The sequence below is a fragment of the Sulfitobacter sp. genome (assembly GCF_036960155.1).
GTDB lineage: Bacteria > Pseudomonadota > Alphaproteobacteria > Rhodobacterales > Rhodobacteraceae > Sulfitobacter.
The window spans coordinates 465,859-490,705 of sequence record NZ_JBALWB010000002.1; the positions used below are offsets into that span (position 1 = coordinate 465,859).

Below are 24,847 nucleotides of genomic sequence, written 5' to 3' on the forward strand. Positions count from 1 at the left end.
ACCTTGTCCTGCAAGAGTTTTCCGGCGTCATAAAACGGGGAGAATGCGCGGACTAGTTATGCGGATGACTGCAGTATTCACTATGCAGATATCTGTTATTAAACAATAAAAACTCCTATCAGACACTTTGCTGCCGAAGTTTAGGATTTACTCTATTTAGTACACCATGAGTTGGAGCGCCGAGCCGTGATCCTATGTTTATTTCCACGACATCTCCGCTCAGGCCATCTATTTTGAACGTTGTTCACGTTTTTGTTGAACGGCGTTCAATATCTGTATGTTAAAAGTATGAACGATGTTCAAAATATTTGGAGACGATAATGTTAAGACAACTTCTTACTCTGGTCCGCGGCCAAACGGCTGACGCTTCACAAACATTTCTTGATGCCAATGCGATTTCCCTTCTGCGCCAGCAACTGCGCGAAGCAGCGGGCGGGGTCCAGAAAACACGTAAGGCAGTTGCCGTTGTTATGGCCTATGCTGAACGGGAAAAAACGTCTCTTGCCGCAATAGAAGAACAGATCTCAGACCTGGAAGCGCGCACCTGTGCGGCTCTTGAAAAGGGCGAGAATGATATCGCACTTGAGGCTGCAACCGCGATTGCAAATTTGGAAGCAGAGCGCGATGCGACACGCCGGACAATCGCAACCTATTCGTCTGAAGTTGTGCACTTGCGCCAGACGCTTGCTCAAAATGAGGCCCTACTGAACGAACTTAAGCGTGGCCAAAGGATCGCAGAAGCCACCAGCAAGACGCAGGGATTGCGCGGCGATACGCCATCTTGGACGCAAAGCGATTTGGCTGATGCCTCAGAAACCCTCAAACGGCTTCAGGAACGACAACAACACAATGACGCAACAATGGCAGCGATGGCGGAATTGTCAGCAGGGACCTCAGCTGATGCATTGAGCGACCGTATGGCGGCTGCCGGATTTGGTGCCCCTAAAAAGACCGCAGCCACGGACGTGTTGGACCGGCTCAAAAAAAAGGGCGCTTGAAGCAGTTATCCCTATAACAAATAACAACTATAACTAGAATAATAAATTACATCAAAACAGTATGACTCGAAAGGTCGACCCAATGAACGCCTATATTGATAAACCCTCACACGCGTGGAACATGTTCACCTACGCCCAATTCATCATTGCCAGCTCTATGATGGCTGGTGGCATCTACTTTCTCGAAGCGAGCTTTGCTGCGAAAGGGTTCTATTCGATGGCTGCGATCATGCTGGTCAGTTCTACCGCGGGTATTACCAAAGCGGTCCGCGACACCGAAGAAAGCAAGCGTCTACACAACAAATTGGAAGACGCTCGCACAGAACGGATGTTGGCCGAAGTCAGCGGCCCTGAATCGAATTAAGACATCTTGGGTGGTTCAGGCCATCGGGCCACCCATTTGGAACACCCATTTCTTCGGCGCATCAGGAGTTTCCATGACATTTCCCACCATCACAGTAGCGTCCGTTGGACGCTTCCTCGGACACGTGTTGTTCTATATTGTCGCTCTTGCGGGTTTTTTGTGGACCTTGGGCGCGATGTCGGTCCATCTGTCTGGCACCGTGCTTTACGCGACTATCGCGGGCCTTGCTATTGCTGTAATAATTGCTGTCGCCTTGCGGTTTCGGGCGCGTCGTATGGGCTGGTTAGGTTTGGCCGCAATCGCTGCTATCATTGGCATTTGGTATCAAGGCATCACTCCCGCGCTGGATCGCGACTGGGCGTTTGACGTCGCCCACGGCGTTGGTGCGCAGGTGGATGGTGAATTGGTGACGCTGTCAAACGTACGTAACTTTACATGGAAAAATGCGTCTCAAGCTGACCAGTTATGGGAAACCCGCACCGTCGATCTGAACAAGTTGCAAACCGTTGATATGCTGACCTCCGTTTGGGACAGTCCGGACATTGCGCACATTTTGATCAGCTTTGGTTTTGCCGATGATCAAAGAGTGGTTTTCTCGGTTGAGACCCGCAAGGAAAGTCACGAGGACTTCAATCTGAAGGGCGGGTTCTTTCGCCAGTTTGAACTTGTCCTCATTGCGGCGACCGAAGAGGATATCATTAAGCTAAGGACCAACCACCGGCAGGAAGATGTCCGGTTGTACCCGGTCAAGCTGAACACTGAGCAGCGACGCGATCTGTTCATGTCCTATGTTGATTTGGCCCAAAATATGCAATCAAAGGCCGTTTTTTACAACACTGTGACTGCAAATTGTACGACAACCGTCTACGGATTGGCGCAGGTGATCAAGCCTGACATGAACCTCGATTGGCGGCTACTCTTGTCGGGTCACCTACCTAGTTATGTTGATGCTTTAGGTGGGTTTGATGGTGATATTCCAATTGAACAACGCGTTCAGCATGCAAGTATCACAGAAAAAACAGGGTCATCAGATGGGGATGATTTTTCGATTGCTATCCGCCGCGCCACTACTTCCCCTTGATAGTTTACAGTAGTAGTTGTGCTGAAGTAGGTCTCGAAACTCTGAAGATTGAAATCGAATGTTTGGGATCCTCAGACAAGGAAGTGTGTTGACCTTGATTAGGTCCTGACAGAGAAGAGGTAGGGTTTTTAAGCCAATCAGGCCGGGTATCTGGAAATACGACAAAAGGAACTTTTTGATGATCCGCCAGACCCTTACGTCTTTGTCATCCATCGCTGAAATTGACGCGGATATGATCATTGATGTGCGTGCCCCTTCAGAATTTGCACATGACCATGTGCCGGGGGCGGTAAACCTGCCTGTGTTATCGGATGCTGAGCGGGTTGAGGTTGGTACAATTTACAGCCAGCAAAGTCCGTTTCTAGCCCGCAAGGTTGGTGCCGCGATGGTTGCGGCCAATGCGGCGCGTCATTTGCGGGGGCCATTGGCTGATTTGCTGGGGGATTGGCAGCCGCTGGTCTATTGCTGGCGCGGCGGGCAACGATCAGGATCATTTGCGACCATCCTTGATCAGGTCGGATGGCGGGTGCATTTGATTGAGGGTGGATACCGCAGTTACCGCAAAACCGTGAGCCAAATGTTGTATGATACGCCTTTGGCGCATCGGTTGATGATAGTTGATGGTCACACAGGGACAGGCAAAACTGCACTGCTGCATCATTTGCGTGATCAGGGGGCGCAAATCCTTGACCTTGAAAACCTCGCGGGGCATCGCGGATCGCTGTTTGGGGCGCAGAAGGACGGACAGCCTTCGCAGAAGATGTTTGAAACGCAACTTGCCAGTGCATTACAAATACTTGATCCAAATAAACTAACATGGGTTGAGGGCGAGAGCAGCAAAATCGGGGCACGTGTGATCCCTCCCTCGGTTTGGGCCCGCATGGGCGCTGCGCCAAGGATTGAAATAACCGCGCCCATCGCCGCGCGTGCAGCGTTTTTGGCTACAGCTTACGCCGACCTGACCCATGACACAGAAACGTTCATTGGCCTGATCCATCGGCTGAGGCACTACCACGCGAAGGATACGATCCTTGATTGGCAAGGGCTGGCCACAGTGGGCGATTGGCAGAGCTTGGCCAAACAGCTGATGGTCGAACATTACGATCCGCGCTACGCGAAATCACAGGCGCGCGCGGTCCAGAGGCCAGAACAAATGGCCTTGGCCGCGCTTGATCACCAAAGCCTGTCAGACACAGCGCGCCAGTTGATCGCTGAGTTTAACTGATGATGATGGGGCCGTGGCCCTGTGCGAGTTGACCAATGATGCAAGCTTGCTGACCTTGCGCCTGCAATGTGGCTACTGCCCGCAATGCGTCCTCTAGGGGCAGGGCGGCTAGCAATCCACCCGCTGTCTGGGGATCGTGCATCAGCGGGTCAGAGATTCCGACCGTGGGCGCATTTTCGATATTGTCCTGCAGCAGGGAGGATCGGATGCCCCCATCCGACAACGCACGCGCACCGCGATACAGCGGAACCTTGTCGCGCCAGATTTCAGCTTGCACACCAGAGGCTTCACAAATCGCTTGTACATGTCCGGCAAGGCCAAAGCCGGTGGTATCTGTCATCGCATGAGCATCGCTTAGAACTTGCGCGGCTACGGCTTGGGGCTGCTCCATCATGGCCAAAGCCTGAGACACAACATCAGCAGGCGCAGTGCCAGCCATATGCGCGGCAAGGATCACGCCGGAACCGGTTGGCCGCGTGAGCACAAGCGCATCGCCGTCTTGGGCACCCGAAACAGTAATTGGCATGTCTTGGCGCAGTCCGGTCACGGTAAACCCAATGGTCATTTCCGCGCCCATCGTAGTGTGCCCGCCGACAATAGTGGCACCCGCCGCTGCAAACACACTCTGCGCGGCATCATTGATTTCACGCAAAGTCCGTTCCTGAAGGGCGGCTGACATGCGGGGCAAGATGATGGTGGAGAGCGCGGTTTGTGGCGCGGCCCCCATTGCCCAGATATCGCCAAGCGCATGCACAGCAGCAATACGCGTCATTTGCACGGGGTCTTCAATAAAGGCGCGCAGGTGATCGGTGCTCAGAACCTGAAAGCCGCCGCCCGCTTGGCGTAGGATCGCGGCGTCATCTCCGGGGCCGGCAATGATATCCGTGCCTTCGTTATCGTGCTCTGTCCCGATGGCACGTTTTAGAACCGCGCCGCCTACTTTTGCGCCGCACCCGCCGCATAGGGGGAGTTCAGTAGTATCCGCGCCTTTGGCGATATAGCTGGGTTGGGAAAGGGGCTGCATCACGGGCAAGTTTTCCAACTGGTCCATAAAGGCGCGGTCAATCCGGTCTTTCCAGCGCCATAGCAACGGGCCAGCAGGGGCAAAGCCGTATTTTTCCGCCATTGCCGATTTACCACCCAACGAGATCAGCTTGAGGTAAGAGCGTTGGGGTTTGAATGTCTTGAACGATCCGCCTGCCAGTGCCGCGCGCATGTTGTGATACAGGATAGGTGCTGCACGCACAGCAAATACACCTGCCTTGGGGCGCGGCGCAAACGGCATATGGGCGCAATCGCCTACCGCAAACAGGTTTGGATCACCCTGAACACGCAGATCAGGATCAATGGTGATGAACCCCTTGCGCAATGGCAGATCAGTCTTCGCGATCCACGAATGCGGGAATGCACCAGCAGCCCCCACACATAGCGCGGCCGGAATGACGGGATGGTGCGTTAGCACAACGCTGCCCGCGTCTATCCGCTCAATCTGGGCATTTGGTTGGAAGGTTACGCCCAGTTTCGCCATGCTGTGGTGCAGTTTGGCGCGCGCAGATGGGCCAACGCCGGATATCTCAGGGCCAGCTTCTATGACGGTCACCTGTGGCACTACGCCAATGCCGCGCAAGGCATGGGCCATTGCCATCGCCAGTTCACATCCTGCAACGCCGCCGCCAATGACGGCAACGGTCGGTTCTTTTTCTCCGCCCCTGACAGCCTCCAGAAAGGCACGCCATTTGCTTGCGTAGATGTCCAGCGGTTTGGCTCCAACGGCATTTTCACCAAATCCGGCGATGTCCATGCGTGCGGTAATTCCGATATCGATCGAGGCGGTGTCATAGGCGATAGGGCCGCGGCCTTCGACCTCGATCATCTTGGCTGTTCGGTTGATCCCGGTTGCATGGCTCAGGATCAGTCGGGCGCCGGCGAAACGGGCAAGGCGGACCAGATCGATCTCAAGCGTGTCGCGATCATAATGACCAGCGATGTGACCGGGCAACATACCCGTGTAGGGTGCTGTTGGTGCTGGGTTGATCACGGTAAGGCGCGCACCGGGTAGGGGGCTCATGCCCCATTTGCGCAAAACCAGTGCATGGGCATGTCCGCCGCCAATGAGAACAAGATCGCGTGTAAAGGGAACGGTGCTCAGCATTTTGGGGCTCTATCGCTATAGGTGACGTTATCACGGCCGTTTTGCCCGCTGACGACCCAAATGTCCAAGACTGAACCGTTTATATTCCAAAATGTGAAGACGTAGTGAGAGGAGGGTAAGCCCCCGCGATCATATCGCGAGGGGTAATTATTAGCGTTGCTCAGTTTATGGTGAGCGCCGCAATTATTTGCTCTAACGCTTGTGTCGCTTTCAGGCGCATTTCGTCGTCGGTTGCATCCTGAATAGGATGTGGCACCAAAACGTAACGTGCATCGTTCATACCCAGCGCAGTGCGCTGGCTGATGGCGGCGTCACCGAACTCGCTTGAGGCGATGGCTACTGCAGGGATCCGCTGGGTTTCAAACCAGAAATTGTCGTGCATACTGCACGTCGTACAGGATCCTCAGTCGGCCAACGCTTCGATCAGGAAATCGCATTCATCGCGAATTTCATGCCTCAGCGCGTCAGGACAAGGTTTGGCAAATGTCGGCTTGGTGTAACGGCGAACTGCCACATCAGGCGCTTTTTGCTTTAGCAGCTTTTCCAGCTCATCCAGCATGACATTGCCGCGCGGTTTGCTGATATCCAAAAGGCCAATCGTCCCAGACAATGTGCCTGAGCGCTTGGTGATTTGGCGTTCAACGGGCACGCGTTCGTCCGTTGGGTCGAGAATTGTAACCATAGATTTCTCCCTACTATCCTTAGCCTAGCCCAAGTCGATCTTTTTGGAAACTGATTGCGACCCGACGGCACCGGTGGCCCAGCCGTGGAACGCTGATGAGAATTTGCCCGCGTCTGATCCTGCCACAACGATGTGAATGAAATCGGTATTGGCGAATTTTGGCACGGATTTTGCCATCGCCTCAGGCCCCATTTTTTCTGCCATCTCGGGTGAAATGCCTGCGCCGCTGTCCTCATCCATCAACATTTCGGTCAAGGGGCGGGTGGTCACCTTTTGGATTTGATCCCTTAGGCGGTCTTTTGAATAGTCTCCCTCACGGGTGAGGGTATCAATGTGCTCAGGGCAGACGACCAACAGCGCATCAACGGGCAAGTTGCGCAGTTTGGGCAGGAACACCCCTTCAAGGCCTAGGCCAAGGGAACCGGCAATCTGATCCGGCGCGCGCGAGGTCTGGTCAACGATGTGCACAGGTCCACCTGTCATGGCAAAGATGGTCACCACGGAATCTTCAGGCTTAAATCCACGTTCAACATGCAGCGCGGGCCAAGGGGAACGTTCCTCCCACTCGGCAAAGCACATTGTGAACTTCATGGGATTGCCAAGGGTCGAACGTTCAACCCCGCCCGTTGTTGCGCCGCCGACATTGCGCACAACAAGGCGCAGCGCGCGCCCGATGGTGGCATTGGCGCGGTTGCCAGCACCCAATGCGCCCAGCTTCATGTTCATCCCGATCTTTTCACGGATCGGGCCGTTGATGATCATCACGGGGGCCGCGCCCATGGTTGTGGCGGTGACGCCGTGGATGTTGAACTCATCCGTGCAGACGGCCTCAACGGCGGCAATGATCACGGGCAGGTATTCGGGTTTGCATCCCGCCATCACGGCATTGATTGCGATCTTTTCAACTGTCGCAATCCCCATGTTTGGCGGAACCGTCGCGATCACATCTTGGGGATCACGGTGTGTGCCGCCCAGCATGCGCATGACGCGCTCAGGCGTTGGCGGCACCAAAGGTAACCCGTCAGAGAACCCTTGATCAAACATGAACTCGGCCACGTCATCGCTGGGGGCGACTTCAATGCGGCGCGCACGGATCGGGCTGCCATCGGCATCTGCACGCAATTTGTCATAAACTGTAGGGTCTAAATGTTTTGACCCACATCCAGGGCGCCATGCGGGCAGGCTTTGCCAGTCGATTTGCGCGGCGGCCAGATTGCTTTGTGCGGCGATGTCTGCGCTTAAGGCTTCCCAATCGGCGCGAATGAAGCCTTCAAACTGCGATGTCACCTTGCCAGCATCGTCTATCCAAAAGACAGAGGGGACGCTTTCGATGTCCCATTCAAACGCTGACTTGCAGGTGCGGTCATCGAGAACAGGCATGGTCAGGGCATAGCGCTGGGCAAAGATCTTATTCGCATCGCCAGATTGCGAGATGAGTAGAACATCGACCTCACTGCCATAGGCCGTATGAAATGCCTCCAATACGGGGGCAGCGGTATTGCAGGTCTCACAGTCTTCTTTGACAAAACAGATGAGGCTGGGCCGCGTACGGGGATAGCTGTGCGGTTTTCCTGTCAGATCATTCAGTGAAAACGGCGGTTGCGGTTGGCTCATGTGGTTTCTCCCCGATGCTGGGGGCATCTTGCAAAGGCGAGGGGATAAATGTCCAGCCAAATGAAGGAAGTATGGCGGAGGTGGATGGGAATCGAACCCACCACACGCCCATTGGACGCGTCCATGGTGTTGAAGACCAGGGAAGCCACCAGACTCCAGTCACCTCCGCATGGGCAATGGGTATCAAGTTGGGAGGATAGGGGAAACAGGTAAAGCAGCAGTGACTTGGCGGAGGTCGTCGCCAGCTGTGGTGATGCCGGATGTGTCGAAGTGTTCTAACACAGGCACTATGATCCTGCGGCTGGTGCCAAGGGCGCTACGCGCTTGGGATGTGGTGAAAGGCGTCGGTGCGGGAAAGGAGAGCCTCAGCGCATTGGCTGCGGCATTTAACGCACCAGTGTGAAACAGCAGGGTCTGCTTTAGCGAGACGTTGTTGAGGGAAACTACTGTGCCAGCCTGTACCAAAAGCGCGATGAGATCCGCGTCTATGCCTTGATACTCGGTCGCTTGAGACGCGGAGGTTACACCCGCATTACGAAAATCTGCCTCCAGATCATCCAAACGCTGCTTGTGTTCATCGCTAAGTAGGGCGATCGGATCATGGGTGGTCAGCGCAAGGGTGTTGCCAAAGCGACGAATGTGCTGATCGCTAAATAGCGCGCCTTCTACGTATTTGAGGAGGCGCGAGGAGGTAACCTTAAGCGCGGTCACGCTTTGCGGGGCGCTCATGCGCAAGGGATGGGTCGCGTGATATGCGCTCAGGGCCTGCAACATGTCAGTCTTGCGATCTTCAACATCTTGCGTTGTGGCGAGCCACCCTTCACCCAAATCGGTAAAGCTACTTACCAGAGCAGCGGCTGTTTCTGCGGGATGCATCCGCAAAAGGCGCGCAATATCGGTTAATCGCGCAGCACCGCGCTGGGCTGTGCATAGTGCTGTTGCGGTCTTGTCAGGGGAGCCAGTTAGCGTAGCGCTTAAGATCGCACTACGCGAAGCATCGCCGCTACGGGTTGCTGTTGCCTGTGGGTCTAAAAATACGGCGCCGCCCAAAGTCTGCGCAGGGGAGAGGCAGCGTAAAATGGCGCGCTGGCCTGCAAAACCAAGGACCTCTTTGCCAAACCGCAACTGTACTAACCCGCTTTTACTGCCATGAAGCTGCCGGCCGCCAAACAGACGCACAGTGGCCACCGCATTTGTGGTGCCAAAAAGAACCCGCACCTTTTCCATGTGTTTGAGAGGGGAGATTGTCGGGCCTAGTTGGACCACGGCGTCGATACACTCCGAAGGTTGCATTGTGTCGGGGAGGCATAGCACGGAACCACGGGGGATATCCGCCACCGCAGCGCCGCGCAGGTTAACGGCAACCCGCTCACCGGCGTGCACTTTGGTGCGCTCTTGGCCGCGGCTTTGCAGTCCTCTTAGGGTGACAGGCAGACCTGACGGGTGCACAACGGCTTGTTCGCCCACGTTCAGGTCCTGACCTAACAGCGTGCCAGTCACAACTGTCCCATGTCCTGCCAGTGAAAACACGCGGTCAATTGGCAGCATGCTGTGGAGAGGGGCATCTGTAGGGGGAGGACACAACAACAGCGATTGTAGGGTTTCGTGTAAGGCGTCTAACCCGTCACTGGTTCTTGCAGAGCACATGATCATGGGCGCATCTGCTAGGGGTGTGTCGGAAAGGGCCGCTTTGAGCGTGTTGAGGCAGACATCATGTTCTAAGGGGGAAAGCAGGTCAGACTTGGTGACTGCGATCACGCCCTGAGTGATGCCAAGGAGGCTCGCGATGTTGAGGTGTTCAAGTGTTTGTGCACCAACCCCTTCGGTTGCGGAAACAACCAACAATGCGGCCTGCGCGCCAGACGTGCCAGAGACCATCGCCTGAATGAAATCCTCGTGGCCCGGTGCATCAATGAAATCAAGCGTGCCGTCAGGATACGCCTTATGGGCAAAGCCCGGCACAATGGACAGCCCGCGTGCCTTTTCCTCAGCAGTGCGGTCCGTTTCTATCCCGGTAAGGGCGCGGACAAGGGAGGTTTTGCCGTGATCCACATGGCCGATGACAACAATGCAGCGGGTGTTCATCGGTTTGCTATCACGTCCAAGGCCTGAACAATCGGGGATACTTCGTCCTCAGACACGGTACGCAAGTCTAAAACAACGCGATCTTTTTCGATCCGGCCGATCACAGGCGGCGTGCTTTGCCTTAGAGCGGCGGTCAACGCGTCTGGTGTTAGGCCTGCAATGCGTAGGGTAACAGCAAAGCTGACAAGATCCTGTTCAGGCACTGAGCCTGCACCGACATGGGCGATGGTCTGCTCTACCTCTACATCCGTAAGGCCAATGCCCTTTAGCGCTAGGGATAAATCCTGCGCGCGTTTTTTGACGATGTCTGTAGGTTGGGACAGCATGTTTAGAACGGGTATCTCTATCATGGGGTCATAAGGCGCACGGTAGAGGCGCAAGGTCGCCTCAAGCGCTGCCAACGACAGCTTGTCGATGCGCACGGCGCGCATAAGCGGATGCGCCTTGAGGCGGGCAATCAAATCGCGGTTGCCTGCGATGATGCCTGCCTGTGGACCGCCCAGCAGTTTGTCGCCCGAAAACATGACCAGATCGACGCCCGCCTTCAGGATGTCTGACACCACGGGTTCATCGCTTAACCCGTAGGGAGAGAGATCAACCAAGACACCGCTTCCAAGGTCTTCCATCAAGATGACCTCACGCTCAGCGGCCAGCTTGGCAAGGTCTTCGCGTTTGGGTGAAGAGGTGAAGCCGATGATCTTGAAGTTACTTGTATGGCTTTTGAGGAGTACGGCAGTCTGCGGGTCTATGGCATTCTCATAGTCGCTGAACCTTGTTTTATTCGTAGCGCCAACCTCGCGCAGGGCTGCACCACTTTGGGCAATGACATCGGGCAGGCGGAATGATCCGCCAATTTCTATCAGCTCGCCGCGTGAGGCGACAACAGTGCGCCCTGACGCCGTGGCGATCAGGCTTAGCAGCACGGCAGCAGCGCAATTGTTCACAACCACGGCGGCTTGCGCACCCGTAAGCTCACAGATGAGGTCTTGCACGTGGTCATGGCGCGAGCCGCGTTTGCCTGTTTCCAGATCAAGCTCAAGATTGGTTGCGTTTGCACCCGCTGACTGCATTGCCGCAATAGCGCTGGGGGCCATGCGCGCACGCCCGAGATTGGTGTGAATGATGATCCCCGTGGCGTTGATCACCGAACGCAGCGCTGGGCGGCGGGTCGCTTCAATCGCGCCTAGAACGTCTGCCGCAAAGCGGGCACTGGCGAAATCAGGGAAGTGACAAGGTTCATCTGCTAAAATTGCGCTGCGCAACTGAGAGATGATCTTGCGCAGGGCGGTAACCGTTTCTGTGTGCGATGTTTGCTGCACGACGTCATGAAGGGAGGGGTAAGCAAGCAGAGACTGGATTTGCGGCAGCTCTTTTAATGTGTTGGCCATTGCAGATCGGTCCTTAGTCATTCGTTAAACGCGCGCGTTAGGCGGGCCTTGTAGCTGGTTAGCAGCCTAACGGGATGGGCGCTGGGCGTCGAGGCAGATGAGGGGGCAGGGTTACACTTGATACCCGGCAATAACGCATAGGTGATTTTTGCGGCAGAATAGGGTATTACGCTGCGTGATAGATCGGGATGTTGCTGATTATACGGATAGACACCATCCGCGAACTTTGGCTTATTTTCGACAAACGCGAGGGGTGCGATAGCGCATTTTACGCAAGGGGAATTCACATGGCATATGATTACGTGATTGTTGGCGGCGGGTCCGGTGGGGCTACGTTGGCTGCGCGCCTTAGCGAAGACCCAAAAACCACGGTTTGTCTCCTAGAGGCAGGGGGAGAGGGCAGGCATATGCTGATCCGCGCACCTGCAGGGGCTGTTGCCATGCTGCCCGGCTGGGGAAAGATATCCAATTGGGCGTTCAAGACGGTTCCCCAAAAGGGATTAAACGGTCGTCTGGGGTATCAGCCACGGGGCAAGGCGCTGGGCGGGTCCAGCGCGATCAACGCAATGCTCTATGTGCGCGGCCAACGCGAGGACTATGACGGTTGGGCTGATCAGGGATGTGAGGGCTGGGACTGGGACAGTGTACTGCCCTATTTCCTTAAATCCGAGGGTCATGAGGACGGCGAGGTAGAGATGCACGGCGGTTCTGGGCCTTTGCAAGTTTCCCACCAGAAATCACCGCGTCCGATCGCGAAGGCATTTGTTGAAGCTGCAAAACGTCTACAGCACCGCGAAATTGCTGATTTCAATACAGGGGATAATGAAGGCGTCGGCTATTATCAGGTCACCCAGTTCCATGATGGTGCGCGCAGTGGCGAGCGGTGCTCGGTTGCGGCAGGGTATTTGCACCCGGTTATGGACCGCCCCAACCTGACGGTGATTACCCGCGCACATGCAACGCGCCTGTCCTTAGAAGGAAAGCGCGCCACGGGTGTGCATTACCGTCAAGGCAAGCAAGACAAACACGTTAAAGCGAACCGCGAGGTGATCCTGTGTGGGGGTGCGTTTAACTCACCACAATTGTTGCAATTGTCTGGCATTGGCCGCCCCCAAGATATCACACCACATGGCATTGAGATGGCGCATGACCTGCAAGGGGTGGGGCAGAACCTGTCTGATCATCTGGATTTCACGCTGGGCTATAAATCCAAGGACACGGATAACTTTGGCATTGGCGTCAGGGGAACCATCAATCTGGTCAAGCACATTCTTGAATGGCGCAAGACGGGTAAGGGCATGATCGCCACGCCCTACGCCGAAGGGGCCGCGTTTCTTAAAACTGATCCCAGTATTGAGCGTGCTGATATTCAAATCCACTTTGTCATCTCGGTTGTAGATGATCATGCGCGCAAGCTGCATCCGGGATACGGCTATAGTTGTCATGTCTGTGCGTTGCGCCCTGAATCTAGGGGGAGTGTTACACTTGCCTCTGCTGATCCGTTTGCTGCGCCAGCGATTGATCCCAACTATCTGGATAAAGACACCGATCTGCACACGTTGATAAAAGGCGCAAAGATGTCTCGTGAGATCATGAAAACACCGCCTTTGGCCGCATACGAGCATAAAGAGCTGTTTGGCATACGTGACGGGATGAACGACAGTGACTGGGAAGAGATCATTCGCAATCGTTCAGACACAATCTATCATCCTGTTGGCACCTGTAAGATGGGCACCGATGAAATGGCCGTGGTGGACCCGCAACTGCGTGTACACGGGATGCAAGGGCTAAGGGTGGTGGATGCATCGGTAATGCCGACAATCACCAGCGGAAATACAAATGCGCCGACAATCATGATTGCCGAGCGCGCAGCAGACTTAATCAAAGCGGATGCGGCAACGCCGGTCACCGCGTAATAATAGCAAGTGAATGAGGAGATAAACTTAATGCTCGGACAAATGATGCAAATGCCACTGACTGTTGGCAGCTTGATCGACCACGCCGCACGGTTCCATACCAAAGGCGAAATCGTATCTGTTAAAACAACTGGTGGGGTTGAGAACACAACATGGGGTGAGGTTGGCGCCAACGCGCATCGCCTTGCCTCGGCATTGCGTAAATTGGGCCTGCCTGAGGGCGCGCGCTGTGGCACCATTGCATGGAACAACCGCCGTCATTTGGAAATCTATTTTGGTGTCGCTGGGGGCGGATTTGTCTGCCATACGATCAACCCGCGTATGGGCCCAGAGCAGATGGTTTATGTGATCAACCACGCCGAAGATCAGGTGCTGTTTGTAGACGCCACATTTGTTCCTGCTGCAGGTCAATTGGCCCCAGCGCTAAAGCACACCAAACACATCGTTATGCTGGGCCCTCGCGACGAAGACGCTGCAAAGGTTGTGCCCGGCTTGTTGTTCTTTGACGAATTGCTGGAAACAGGTGACGCATCCGAGCCATGGCCGGAATTGGACGAGAACGCAGCCTCAAGCCTGTGCTACACATCTGGCACCACAGGCGATCCAAAGGGCGTGCTGTATTCCCACCGCTCCACCGTGCTGCACACGCTTGCGGGCAACCAGCCGGATGGTTTGAATATTTCTGCAAAAGATACGGTTTTACCTGTTGTCCCGATGTTCCACGTTAACGCATGGGGGGTGCCCTATATTGCGGCGATAACAGGCTGTAAATTGGTGCTTCCGGGTCCAAACCTTGATGGTGTGAGCCTTGTGAACCTGATCGACAGCACCGAAACCACCTTGGCGCTGGGCGTGCCTACGATCTGGATGGGCTTGCTGGCGGCATTGGATGAGACTGGCTCAAAGATTCCTAGCCTGACACGTACTGTTGTTGGTGGTTCGGCGCTTCCGCCCTCCATGATCCCGAAATTCGCAAAATACGGCGTTGATCTGGTGCACGCATGGGGCATGACAGAAACTTCTCCACTTGGATCGATAAACCAAATCTTGCAGCGCCACACCAAGCTGTCACCAGAAGAGCAGGCGGAAATTCGTCTGGGGCAGGGGCGTCCTCCGTTTGGCGTTGATCTGCGTGTACTGGATGAAGAAGGCAATGAGATGCCCCATGACGGCGTTGCGCAGGGCGATCTGCAAATTCGCGGTCCTTGGATTGTAGATACATACTTTGGCAAAGACGCCCCCGCACTTACGGCGGACGGCTGGTTTGACACAGGTGATGTGGCCACAATTGATGAAGAAGGTTTCATGATCATCCGTGACCGCTCCAAAGATATCATCAAATCGGGCGGTGAATGGATTTCAACCGTGACCCTAGAGAACATCGCAATTTCGCACCCAGCTATCGCAAACGCGGCGGCGATCGCGGCCTTGCATGAGAAATGGGATGAACGCCCTGTTCTGGTAGCGATCAAATCTGGTGACATAACCGAGGCGGAGCTGTTGGCGTTCTACAAGGGCAAAGTCGAAAGCTGGCAGATCCCGGACCGTGCGATTTTTGTGGATGAGCTGCCTATCGGCTCAACAGGCAAAGTTCAGAAAAACAAGCTGCGCGATGCCCATGGCAAAATCTTGCTAAGCGCATAATCGCGTTTAAAAAAAATAGCGCCGCGTGGCAACACGTGGCGCTATTTTGTGTGAGCCTTAAGGAAATCGGGCGTGTTTGGTTCTCGATGACCTGGAAATGTGAGTGGCGCGCGTTTCCTCAGAAAATGCAGCGCATTTTTTCGACGGAAACCAATGGGGAGCTCGTTTGAAATACGAAACGTTCACCGGAAGAAGACCATGTCTCACCATAAAATCGCAGCTTTGCTGATTATGTTCACTGCAACAGGGGCATTTGCCCATGACAACGAGGTCAGCATAAACCGCAAAGGCGATATGACGTGTATTTCATCAAACGGCGCACCCAATCATGATATGGGGCGGTTTCCCAACAAGGCCAACCCCAACGCATTTCGGGAGCAAAATTTGACCTTTTGTTTTCCAACAAATCCTCGCTTAGCCAAGAATGTTACGCAAGGGTTGATGACGGTTGGAGTATCAGTCACAGGCGTTCCAATTCGGCCCTACACTGCTGGATATTATGATCCAAACGGACGGCGGGGGATCAGCCGCGATCCATCAAGCGGTTGGCGCCAGCAGGCCATGCACAACCCTCGTAAATTGGGCATGGACGATCAAAATGCCCATGTAGATAAATCAGGATTGTATCACTACCACGGCGTGTCGGGCGATTTATTGGCATCACAGGACAGCACGCTGATTGGATACGCACCGGATGGGTTTGAGATAAAGTATAGCCCATCAGCAGCTACGTCATCATGGCAGTTAAAATCAGGCGTGCGCCCGACACCTCCGGGGGAGGTGTATGATGGCACCTATGAAGAAGATTTTGAATACCGCGCCCGAAGCGGGACGCTTGATGAATGCAATGGCGGGGTGGTGAACGGCACGTACACTTATTTTGCAACAGATACTTACCCATTTTACCCCCGCTGTTTCAAAGGTGAGGTGAACAACAGCTTTATGAAGAGAAACTAGGCCGTTTCCATGGTAATTGCTGACAGCTAAAGCCGAGTTTGAGATGATCACAATTTAGGCTGTTTGAATGATCCAATAGCAGGGTGCGCGGCAGCGGCGTCGCGCACCAGTCCGGCGATTTCTTCTAACTGATGCGCAAGGGCAGATGTCCGACGCCAAACCATACCGACAGTGCGTTTAGGGTGCGGTGCCCCCAAGGACGCTACGCATACAGCGGCAGAACGTGTCTCAACCGGAACGGCCATTTCGGGAATAAGCGTGACACCAATCCCTGCACCTACCATTTGCACCAACGTCGTCAGGGACGATCCATCCAGCCCTTCACGGGGCAAAGAATTTCGCATGGCGCAAAACGACAACGCCTGGTCGCGAAAACAATGGCCTTCTTCCAGCAACAACAGCTTCATCTGGCCCAATGTTTCCATGTCTGGCACAGGACGGTCTGCGTCTTTCTCGGGGCGCACCAACACCATAGCCTCGTCAAACAGGGCCACTTCGGTGAGGGTGGGTTCAGAGACGGGCAGGGCGACGATGGCACAATCTAGCTTACCTGCTCCCAATTCATCGATCAGTTTATGGGTCATTGTTTCACGGACCAGCAGATCGATCTCGGGGTGGGCTGCAGTGATGTGGCCAATGACGGATGGTAGCAGGTAGGGGGCGATTGTGGGGATCACGCCGATGCGCAGCCGTGTCAGTGCAGTTTTTCCTGCACTGCGGGCCATATCGGCGAGGGCCTCGGCGCTGCGCAATATTTCGCGGGCGCGTTCTTCAAACTGTTCCCCAAACGTCGTCAGGCGAACTTGCCGCGCGCTGCGTTCAAACAGTTGCAATCCAAGTGCGGATTCCAGTGTGGCGATTTGCGCGGACAGGGCTGGTTGCGAGATTGCGCAAGTTTCCGCTGCACGGCCAAAGTGCCCATGTTGGGCAAGAGCCTCAAAATATCTAAGTTGTTTGAGTGTAAAGTTGATCATAAGAGAAACCTATCACACTCATTAGAAAATCCAACTTAAAGATATTGATTAGGTTTGTTAGAACCATTCCAGAGGGATGCGAATCCCCGCAAGATACACAGCTATTGGAGAGAGCAATGGACGGATCAGATAACGGCGATAAGGGCGGCTGCCCCATGGGTTTTGGCGCAAACAAGCAGACCAATAACAGCGGTCGCTCGAACAGCGATTGGTGGCCAAACCAGCTCAATCTCAAAATGCTGCATCAGAACCAACCAGCAATTGCCCCAACGGGTGAAGCGTTTAACTATGCAGAGGCTTTCAAATCGCTTGATCTGGATGCGCTAAAGGCCGACCTTTATGCGTTGATGACAGACAGCCAAGACTGGTGGCCTGCTGATTATGGTCACTATGGCCCGTTCTTTGTCCGCATGGCGTGGCACTCTGCGGGTACTTACCGCACGGCCGACGGTCGCGGTGGCTCCAGCTCTGGTTCCCAACGTTTTGCGCCTCTGAACTCATGGCCTGACAACGTCAACCTTGATAAGGCCCGCCGCTTGTTGACGCCTATCAAGATGAAGTACGGCAACAAGATTTCTTGGGCTGATTTGATGATCCTGACAGGCAACTGTGCGCTTGAGGATATGGGCTTTAAGACATTTGGCTTTGCTGGTGGTCGTGAAGACATCTGGGAACCCGAGGAAGACATTTATTGGGGGTCCGAAGAAATCTGGCTGGAAGAAGCTGGCGGCAAGAACAGCCGCTATTCCGGCGAACGTGATCTGGAAAACCCGTTGGCTGCTGTTCAGATGGGCCTGATCTATGTGAACCCCGAAGGCCCAGACGGGAACCCTGATCCGCTTGCCTCAGGTCGTGACATCCGCGATACATTTGCCCGCATGGCAATGAATGACGAAGAAACCGTTGCATTGACCGCAGGTGGACACACCTTTGGTAAAGCGCACGGGGCAGGCGATGCCGCATTGGTAGGCCCGGAACCCGAAGCTGCGCCACTTGAAGCGCAAGGCTTTGGCTGGGTATCAACTTACAAAAGCGGCAAAGGCGTTGATGCCATCAGTTCGGGTATTGAAGGCGCTTGGACCCCAACACCAACAACTTGGGACATGTCCTTTTTTGACACTCTGCTCGGCAATGAATGGGAGCTGACGAAATCCCCAGCGGGCGCACAGCAGTGGCAACCCGCAGGCGGCGCCATGGCGGATGCGGTTCCTGATGCGCATGATGAGCGTAAACATGCGCCTATGATGACAACCGCTGACATGGCGATGCGCGAAGATCCGGCCTATTTGGCAATCTCCAAGCGTTTCCATGCCAATCCTGAGGAATTCGCAGATGCCTTTGCACGTGCGTGGTTCAAGCTGACACACCGCGATATGGGACCAACATCCCGTTATCTGGGCAAAGAAGTCCCAAGCGAAGTGTTGGTCTGGCAGGATCCGATCCCTGCGGCAGATGCGTCGACAATTAGTGATGCAGCTATTGCGGACCTAAAGGCGAAGATCTTGTCTTCCGGTCTCAGCACCTCCGAGTTGGTCTCAACGGCTTGGGCGTCTGCGTCCACGTTCCGCGGGTCTGACAAACGCGGCGGCGCTAACGGTGCGCGTATCCGTTTGGCTCCGATGAAAGATTGGGAAGTGAACCAGCCTGCACAGCTGTCCAAAGTATTGGGTAAGCTGGAGGAAATCCGTGCGGCATCTGGCACAAACATCTCGATGGCGGATACGATTGTTCTGGCAGGGTCTGCAGCTGTTGAAGCAGCGGCAAAAGCTGGCGGTCATGATGTGTCGGTTGCGTTTACGCCTGGTCGTGGTGACGCGACGCAAGATCAGACCGATGTAGAAAGTGTGGATATGCTCCAGCCGTCAGTTGACGGTTTCCGCAACTACCAGTCCCGTGATTTCAGCATCTCCGCCGAAGAGCTGCTGGTAGATCGCGCGCAACTGTTGACGCTGACAGCGCCAGAAATGACTGTACTGGTTGGCGGTCTGCGTGTGTTGGGGGCCAACTATGGCGGCACATCACACGGCGTTTGGACGGATAAGCCCGGCACGCTGAGCAGTGATTTCTTCCGCACGCTTATGGATATGGGCGTGACATGGAAATCCGCAACAGACACCGCAGATGTGTATGAGGCGCGTGACGCCAATACTGGTGATGTGAAACGCACAGGGACACGTGTTGATCTGGTGTTTGGCTCCAACAGCCAGTTGCGTGCATTGGCCGAAGTTTATGCTTCTGATGATGGCGAGGCATTGTTCATCAATCAGTTCGTCAATGCTTGGGTCAAAGTGATGGAGCTTGACCGCTTTGATCTAGACCACTCTGCCTAATACGCAGGGAATACAAATCTAAGATGGCGTCCCTACATATGTGGGGACGCCATTTTTTATGGTGCACTGGAGGGCTTAGGCTTGGATCAGAACAGGGCAACCCAGATGCCAGCAAACATGAGCATGCCGCCGATGTTCACACAGGTGTGCCAAATCGAATACCGAAAGGGCATTGTCTTGCGCGCATAAAACGCAGTTCCAATGACATAGCTGACTGACCCCGCGATAATGAACCAGAGCGTTGCGATAGGTACGTGGGTAAGGTCGGGCAAGGCAAGAAGGCCAATGGCACCCAATGCTAGATAAGACGCGGTAGACCATTTTGATTTTACAGTCTCATTGGTGATCTTGTTCCAGATGGCAAGCACCGTGAGCGCCCAGCAAACACACAATAAAAATACTGTCCATGGCGTATCAGCCACCACAAAGAATGGTGTGAATGTTCCTGAAATACTTGGATAAATTGCGGCGTGATCAATACGGCGCAAAAGCTTGCGGTGTGCGTGCCAGGGTGAAAAATGGTAGGCGATGGATGCCAGATTAGAGGCTAGTGCAGCCAAAACATAGGCGACTAAAGCAATAACCAGGCGGGCATCAAGAAGCCCGACGGCCTTTGAGACGACAATTGTTCCTGCTGTCAGGATCATGATTAGGCCAAAAAGGTGAACGGCCTGATCCGCGCGGCGGTGTGGTAATACTGGGCTTGGATAGTTTGATTGTGTCATGTCGATCTCGTGCTGGGATTGTTTTCCGTTACGCGCCCTCAACGTCAAAGTCCACTCAAGTCATCTCATACCCAAGGCCAAACCGTACACCTGTTTTCTTGGACGGGTATCATCTGTGCGCAATTCACTCGATCATTCGCATACAGGATTTGACAGCACCAACATATCATCTAGGCGACGGAACGCTGCGTTCTGACTATGTTGCCCTCGAACGCGATTATTTCCATGAATAAATTGATGGCCGACCATGGCAGAACGCTGAACCAGAACGATTTTCTGGGGCAAGTACCCAATCAAGGATCTGACCCTCCGTCGGAGCCAAGAGAACAGGATGTTCAAAGTCCAAAAAATCGCTCTGAGATGTGCAAATAGCCATCTATGTCAACGCGCCGCGTTGCGCCTGTACTGTTCAACTGGCAGTCCGCCGACTCCCCAATCTTCAAGTTCAACTTCGTCGATAACGACGAAAGTGGTCGCAGGGGATTTGTCGAGAATCCGGACCAACAGGTCGGTAACACCGCTGATCACCTCGGCTTTCTGATCCGAGGTGACGCCTTCACGGGTTACCTTGATGTTTACAAAGGGCATATCAGTTCCTCTCAGCTTTCGCGTTCTTTCATATGGAAAATCTTCGCCATGATCTTCCATTCGCCATCGGTTCGCACAATCGTCAGGAAGTCGATGAAATCCTTTGTGCCGATGGAACACCGCAGACGGGCAACGGCGGTGTTCTCGCCCGCAAATTGTATCCCCTCAATCACGTCACGGCGAGGTTCATCGCGCGATGCTGGTGAAACGCGCTTTGCCACCACCGGAAAATACTCATCCATCGTTCGATAAAGAAGCGGCGTTTCGTCCGCGGTTGCATAGATCGCTTTTGGGTGAAACACGCTTCCCAGTAATTCAATGTCGGCGTGATAGAGACCATCGAAATAGGCCTCCACCACACCAGTTATTGCAGCAAATTCAGTCATGTTGCTTGCTCCATAAGACCCTCAGCAACCATCGCTTTGATAGAAGCTGGACGTGCCGCAACACGCGCCACGTAGTTTTGAGTTTTTGGATACGCGGCAAGACTTATGCCGACAAAACCTGCCCAGTTAAGCACCACAAACGCATAGGCGTCCGCGACGGAGAAAGTCTCACCAAGAAGGAAAGAGCGACCGTCATCGAGCCGTTGTTCGATATACGCAGCGCGACGTCTAACGCCAGCTTCGGCTTTTTGTCTTTCCGCGCCAACGAGGTCCTTACCTGAAAAAAATGGGCTGAAGGATTTATGCAGCTCAGACGATACGAAGTTGAGGGTTTCCTGAAGCCGCGTGCGCGCCGGCGTATCATTTGGGGGCGCAAGTCCGGCTTCAGGTGACTGATCGGCCAAATACTGCAGAACGGCGGGATTTTCTGTGATGATCTCACCTTCGTCGGTGATCAGAGCCGGAACATACCCATTCGGGCTGATTTTGAGAAAATTGTCGCCAGCTTCGGTCTTGCCCGCATCGGTATCTGTCTTGTCCAGTTCGAAGGACATGCCAAGTTCATTCAGGATGATGTGCAATGCCATTGAGCATGCACCGGGTTTATAATGAAGTTCCCTTTCAGAGGTTTGGCTACGTGACTGAAGAAAAGGTACCAAGAGACATGTTTCGATAATAACATTTAATAATCATCATAATGATTTAAATATACGATCATTATAGTGGAGGGTCGGGTTGCGTGATAACATACGAACAATTGGTCGTGCTGCACGCCATCGTCACAGAAGGAACTTTTCGAGGCGCAGCCGAGCGGCTAAACAAATCCCAATCTACCATTAGCCACATGCTCAAAAAACTAGAGACCCAGATCGATATCGTTCTGCTATCGCGTGAAGAATACAGGCCAACACTCACCCCAGCGGGAGAGGTGTTTTACCGACAAGCAACACGCGTCATGCAGCAGATGAAAGAGCTGAGTATTGTTGCAAAAAACCTGAACGCCAAGCAGGAACCAGAAGTATTTTTGGCTGTGACCGCCACGTTCCCATTGAAGCCAGTTCTCGAAATCATCGGAACGATCCGGGATAAATATCCAGCCACTCATATACGTTTGTCACGCGAAAGCATGGGAGGACCCATCGAGCGACTGTTACGCAATGACGCTGACATCATCATTGCAACTATGGATGGCGTTCCAGTGGATCAGGTAGAGGCACTGGCCTTTGCGCAGGTCACAATTGTACCAGTCGCGCATCCAGATTTTGAGCCCGCGCGAAGTTCACACATGAAGACCATCAGCGAGATGCAAAGCTATACGCAAGTTGTCGTTGCCGACAGCAGTAGTGGCGCGTTTGCTCAAAGCAGGGATCTGCTGCCAGGCGGCTTGCGTTGGACCGTTTCGGACTTTGCAGCGAAAAAGGAAATTTTGCTGGCGAAGCTGGGGTGGGGCGGCATCCCGACACATATGATTGAGGATGAATTGGCGCGAGGCGAGCTCGTTGCTCTAAATGTCGAAGGTTATCAAAAACGCCAATCGGATCTATTTCAAATGCGAAAACGCGACAAAGATGCAGGTATTGTTGCGCACTCAATCTGGGAACAACTGGCGAAGATAGCGTAGCATATCCGTTCGTTTTACCAGTCGGAAAATTCTAGGACAGATTGTTGTCAGTCGAGCAAAACTGGCGTTTCGGCGTTGGAAACTGAGACCACCCCGAGCAGCGAAAGTGTTGCAGTGACAATCTACCGTTGAGAGAAGGCTTTGGCGTTCAACAAGTTAGTTATTCCATTGATGGGTTGTCGAATTTTCCTGAGGCGATTGAGAGGATCAGCACCACTGCTTGTTGGGGCAGGCGCCGCATTAAGGCTGCTGATCGCGGATGCCCGACAGATCCCCATCCAGAACAGGTCGTAGGAAATATCTATCGTAGCGCAGGATACACTTGGTTTTTACGGCAAAATCATACGCCGCGATGCAATCAGGATCGGTCGCACTTTTTGTCCGGTAAACCTCGTAATCGGCCAAAGACGAGAATGAAAATGCCGCAAACGCAAGGTCATTTGGACCCTCGTGCGGCAAAAAATATCCGTGATGCGTTCCACCAAATCGCGCAACCAGAGGAATCCATGCCTTTGCATAGGCCTCGAAATTTGCGATTTTGGCAGGGTCAATTTTGTAAGTCAGGTGGCAGGTTATCATCGTCTTTCCAGTCGAGATTGGGGGCAGCAGGAGGGCGGTCTTATCCATAAACCCCGAACCTAGGGGAACGCCGCATGTGAAGCAATTTGTTCCAAATCAGACGCCCATCCGGGTTGTTCTGCCGTGAATATTCTGAACCGTTCTGCAACATTTATTGGTGCGTTTATGGAACCGGCGGGGACTATCATGAGGGTTCCGGCGCCATTTCTCCACGGCACACCAGACCCGCAGGTTCGGCAGAACGCCTTGGAAATATCGCGTTCCGGCATTTGATAGTTGACGATTTCCGCCGCGCCAGACTTCCATTCGAACCCGCCAATGCCCACAAAAAGGTTAGATGCAAACGCTGATCCAGTGATTTGGCGGCACTGAGCACAGCTGCACAAAAACAACTTTTCAAACGTGTTATTGACCTCGAATGAAACGGCGCCGCACAGGCATCCGCCTTTGATTTTCTCATGTGATGATTTGTCTGGAGAAGTCATTAGTTTCGCCTTTCATCCTGCGTTAAATCGCCTGTTTTGTGTGCTGTTTTTCACTTCAATCAACTCAATGCTGTATCCGTCGGGATCGTTCAGAAATGCGATGACTTCTTTTTTGCCTGTCTCGGTGGGCGCAAACTGCATCGGGCCAGCGGGTCGTTTTATTTCGACACCAATCTTTGTCAGGTGATCGCAGGCCGCATAGATATCTGTAACGCCAAGCGCGATATGGCCGAAACTTGTGCCATGTTCATAGGCGGTTTCGTCCCAGTTCCAGGTCAGTTCCACGGTAGGGGTCGATGGGTCGTTGCCGTATCCCATAAACACAAGCGTAAAGCGGCCTTCGGGAAATGTTTCGCGGCGTATCTCGTGCATGCCCAACGCATCGGCGTAAAATGCGGTGGATCGGTCAAGGTCACCGACGCGGATCATCGTATAAAGAATGCGAGTGGGAAAACTGGTGCGGTCGGTCATTCGAAGGATCCTTGCGAGAGGAGGGAAGGGGCCGACAAGCCAAATCGCGAGGCTTGTCGGCGGAAGGCGTCAGTTGACGCTTATTGGCAAACTTCGCCGTTATAACGGACCAAGCCTTGCATGTTGTTTGGATCGCGCAAATCGACAAGGCCGTAGCTGTTGAATGTTCCGTGCGCGCCTTCCATCGTGCCGCGTGCGGTGCCGTCTTGGATGTCATAGGTAATTTCGATCATGAAGCGACCGGGTTTGCCGGGAACAGCAGTCAAAATGCCTAGATCTTTGGTTTGGAACGCGCCGCCATCGTCACGGCCAAAGTAGTGCTCCATATCCATTTCGAGGCCTGTGGCTGTTTCACGTTGACCAGTGATTTTGCCTGCGGCGTTTTGCACTGTGCCCGTCAATGCAGCTGAGATGATGATGGGATTGCCTTCACCTTCTGCGAAGAAATGGGGAATTGCGACGCCACCGATCGGTGCACATACGGCAGGGGCTGCTGATGCGCCGGACACGCCAGAAAGAGAGAGACCTGAGGCAAGCGCCAGTGCGACGAGAGATAGTTTAATCATGTTATTTCCTTCAGAA

The 24,847-nt window shown here is 53.9% G+C and carries 23 protein-coding genes and 1 tRNA gene; 9 read left to right on the forward strand and 15 right to left on the reverse strand.

The window, feature by feature from the left end; translation table 11 throughout:
- The first annotated feature begins 320 nt into the window (after positions 1 to 320).
- The 4 genes from V7775_RS08830 to mnmH all read left to right on the forward strand — a co-directional run bounded on the left by V7775_RS08830 (position 321) and on the right by mnmH (position 3,668).
- The gene (locus V7775_RS08830; protein ID WP_335751519.1) at positions 321 to 998 is read left to right on the forward strand and encodes a PspA/IM30 family protein; all 678 of its coding nucleotides are present in this window, start codon (positions 321 to 323) and stop codon (positions 996 to 998) included.
- 82 nt (positions 999 to 1,080) lie between these two features.
- Positions 1,081 to 1,362 carry a YiaA/YiaB family inner membrane protein gene (locus tag V7775_RS08835; RefSeq protein WP_335751520.1) on the forward strand — a complete coding sequence of 94 codons (282 nt, stop codon included), beginning with the start codon at positions 1,081 to 1,083 and terminating at the stop codon, positions 1,360 to 1,362.
- 73 nt (positions 1,363 to 1,435) lie between these two features.
- Positions 1,436 to 2,443, forward strand: a complete 1,008-nt coding sequence (locus V7775_RS08840; RefSeq protein ID WP_335751521.1) for an Lnb N-terminal periplasmic domain-containing protein — start codon at positions 1,436 to 1,438, stop codon at positions 2,441 to 2,443.
- Positions 2,444 to 2,621: 178 nt separating this feature from the next.
- The gene (mnmH, locus tag V7775_RS08845) at positions 2,622 to 3,668 is read left to right on the forward strand and encodes a tRNA 2-selenouridine(34) synthase MnmH (protein ID WP_335751522.1); all 1,047 of its coding nucleotides are present in this window, start codon (positions 2,622 to 2,624) and stop codon (positions 3,666 to 3,668) included.
- On the opposite strand, the gene selD is transcribed toward mnmH, so the two are convergent.
- From selD to selA, 6 genes are all read right to left on the reverse strand, one after another.
- Entirely contained in the window at positions 3,661 to 5,820 is a 2,160-nt protein-coding gene (gene selD / locus V7775_RS08850; protein WP_335751523.1) for a selenide, water dikinase SelD, read from the reverse strand. The two genes, mnmH and selD, sit on opposite strands and share 8 nt — an antisense overlap.
- Positions 5,821 to 5,980: 160 nt before the next feature.
- Positions 5,981 to 6,502 carry a UGSC family (seleno)protein gene (locus tag V7775_RS08855; protein WP_335751524.1) on the reverse strand — a complete coding sequence of 174 codons (522 nt, stop codon included), beginning with the start codon at positions 6,500 to 6,502 and terminating at the stop codon, positions 5,981 to 5,983.
- 24 nt (positions 6,503 to 6,526) lie between these two features.
- Complete coding sequence (locus V7775_RS08860; RefSeq protein WP_335751525.1) at positions 6,527 to 8,116, reverse strand: TlpA family protein disulfide reductase; 1,590 nt, start codon at positions 8,114 to 8,116, stop codon at positions 6,527 to 6,529.
- Between the two features lie 72 nt (positions 8,117 to 8,188).
- Positions 8,189 to 8,283, reverse strand: a tRNA-Sec gene (locus tag V7775_RS08865).
- Positions 8,284 to 8,299: 16 nt separating this feature from the next.
- Positions 8,300 to 10,201, reverse strand: a complete 1,902-nt coding sequence (selB, locus tag V7775_RS08870; RefSeq protein ID WP_335751526.1) for a selenocysteine-specific translation elongation factor — start codon at positions 10,199 to 10,201, stop codon at positions 8,300 to 8,302.
- Positions 10,198 to 11,589, reverse strand: coding sequence for an L-seryl-tRNA(Sec) selenium transferase (gene selA, locus V7775_RS08875; protein WP_335751527.1), 1,392 nt, complete (start codon positions 11,587 to 11,589; stop codon positions 10,198 to 10,200). Before selA ends, selB begins: the two co-directional genes overlap by 4 nt.
- Positions 11,590 to 11,876: 287 nt before the next feature.
- Here selA and V7775_RS08880 point away from each other — a divergent pair, with 287 nt between their 5' ends.
- The 3 genes from V7775_RS08880 to V7775_RS08890 all read left to right on the forward strand — a co-directional run bounded on the left by V7775_RS08880 (position 11,877) and on the right by V7775_RS08890 (position 16,106).
- Positions 11,877 to 13,505 carry a GMC family oxidoreductase gene (locus V7775_RS08880; RefSeq protein ID WP_335751528.1) on the forward strand — a complete coding sequence of 543 codons (1,629 nt, stop codon included), beginning with the start codon at positions 11,877 to 11,879 and terminating at the stop codon, positions 13,503 to 13,505.
- Positions 13,506 to 13,535: 30 nt separating this feature from the next.
- On the forward strand, positions 13,536 to 15,149 hold the full coding sequence (locus V7775_RS08885) for a long-chain fatty acid--CoA ligase (protein ID WP_335751529.1): 1,614 nt from the start codon (positions 13,536 to 13,538) through the stop codon (positions 15,147 to 15,149).
- 198 nt (positions 15,150 to 15,347) lie between these two features.
- A complete protein-coding gene (locus tag V7775_RS08890) occupies positions 15,348 to 16,106 on the forward strand; it encodes a YHYH protein (protein ID WP_335751530.1) in 759 nt (252 codons plus the stop codon).
- Between the two features lie 47 nt (positions 16,107 to 16,153).
- Here the strand turns inward: V7775_RS08890 and V7775_RS08895 are convergent, their stop codons facing one another.
- On the reverse strand, positions 16,154 to 17,080 hold the full coding sequence (locus tag V7775_RS08895; protein WP_335751531.1) for a LysR substrate-binding domain-containing protein: 927 nt from the start codon (positions 17,078 to 17,080) through the stop codon (positions 16,154 to 16,156).
- Between the two features lie 116 nt (positions 17,081 to 17,196).
- Here V7775_RS08895 and katG point away from each other — a divergent pair, with 116 nt between their 5' ends.
- Positions 17,197 to 19,410 carry a catalase/peroxidase HPI gene (gene katG, locus V7775_RS08900; RefSeq protein WP_335751532.1) on the forward strand — a complete coding sequence of 738 codons (2,214 nt, stop codon included), beginning with the start codon at positions 17,197 to 17,199 and terminating at the stop codon, positions 19,408 to 19,410.
- An 86-nt stretch (positions 19,411 to 19,496) separates the two neighbouring features.
- Here katG and trhA read toward each other — a convergent pair whose 3' ends face one another.
- The 4 genes from trhA to V7775_RS08920 all read right to left on the reverse strand — a co-directional run bounded on the left by trhA (position 19,497) and on the right by V7775_RS08920 (position 21,696).
- Positions 19,497 to 20,135, reverse strand: coding sequence for a PAQR family membrane homeostasis protein TrhA (trhA, locus tag V7775_RS08905; protein ID WP_335751533.1), 639 nt, complete (start codon positions 20,133 to 20,135; stop codon positions 19,497 to 19,499).
- A gap of 381 nt (positions 20,136 to 20,516) precedes the next feature.
- Complete coding sequence (locus V7775_RS08910) at positions 20,517 to 20,723, reverse strand: tautomerase family protein (protein WP_335751534.1); 207 nt, start codon at positions 20,721 to 20,723, stop codon at positions 20,517 to 20,519.
- Positions 20,724 to 20,734: 11 nt separating this feature from the next.
- On the reverse strand, positions 20,735 to 21,109 hold the full coding sequence (locus V7775_RS08915) for a nuclear transport factor 2 family protein (RefSeq protein WP_335751535.1): 375 nt from the start codon (positions 21,107 to 21,109) through the stop codon (positions 20,735 to 20,737).
- Positions 21,106 to 21,696, reverse strand: coding sequence for a glutathione binding-like protein (locus tag V7775_RS08920; protein ID WP_335751536.1), 591 nt, complete (start codon positions 21,694 to 21,696; stop codon positions 21,106 to 21,108). Before V7775_RS08920 ends, V7775_RS08915 begins: the two co-directional genes overlap by 4 nt.
- Positions 21,697 to 21,848: 152 nt before the next feature.
- Between V7775_RS08920 and V7775_RS08925 the strand changes: the two genes are divergently transcribed.
- Positions 21,849 to 22,730 (forward strand): LysR family transcriptional regulator, encoded by an 882-nt coding sequence (locus tag V7775_RS08925; protein ID WP_335751537.1) that lies wholly within the window; start codon positions 21,849 to 21,851, stop codon positions 22,728 to 22,730.
- Positions 22,731 to 22,970: 240 nt separating this feature from the next.
- On the opposite strand, the gene V7775_RS08930 is transcribed toward V7775_RS08925, so the two are convergent.
- The 4 genes from V7775_RS08930 to V7775_RS08945 all read right to left on the reverse strand — a co-directional run bounded on the left by V7775_RS08930 (position 22,971) and on the right by V7775_RS08945 (position 24,831).
- Positions 22,971 to 23,357 carry an NIPSNAP family protein gene (locus V7775_RS08930; RefSeq protein WP_335751538.1) on the reverse strand — a complete coding sequence of 129 codons (387 nt, stop codon included), beginning with the start codon at positions 23,355 to 23,357 and terminating at the stop codon, positions 22,971 to 22,973.
- An 11-nt stretch (positions 23,358 to 23,368) separates the two neighbouring features.
- Positions 23,369 to 23,794 carry a GFA family protein gene (locus tag V7775_RS08935; RefSeq protein WP_335751539.1) on the reverse strand — a complete coding sequence of 142 codons (426 nt, stop codon included), beginning with the start codon at positions 23,792 to 23,794 and terminating at the stop codon, positions 23,369 to 23,371.
- 12 nt (positions 23,795 to 23,806) lie between these two features.
- Positions 23,807 to 24,265 (reverse strand): lactoylglutathione lyase, encoded by a 459-nt coding sequence (gene gloA, locus V7775_RS08940; RefSeq protein ID WP_335751540.1) that lies wholly within the window; start codon positions 24,263 to 24,265, stop codon positions 23,807 to 23,809.
- Positions 24,266 to 24,345: 80 nt separating this feature from the next.
- Positions 24,346 to 24,831, reverse strand: a complete 486-nt coding sequence (locus V7775_RS08945) for a hypothetical protein (RefSeq protein ID WP_335751541.1) — start codon at positions 24,829 to 24,831, stop codon at positions 24,346 to 24,348.
- Positions 24,832 to 24,847 lie beyond the last annotated feature (16 nt).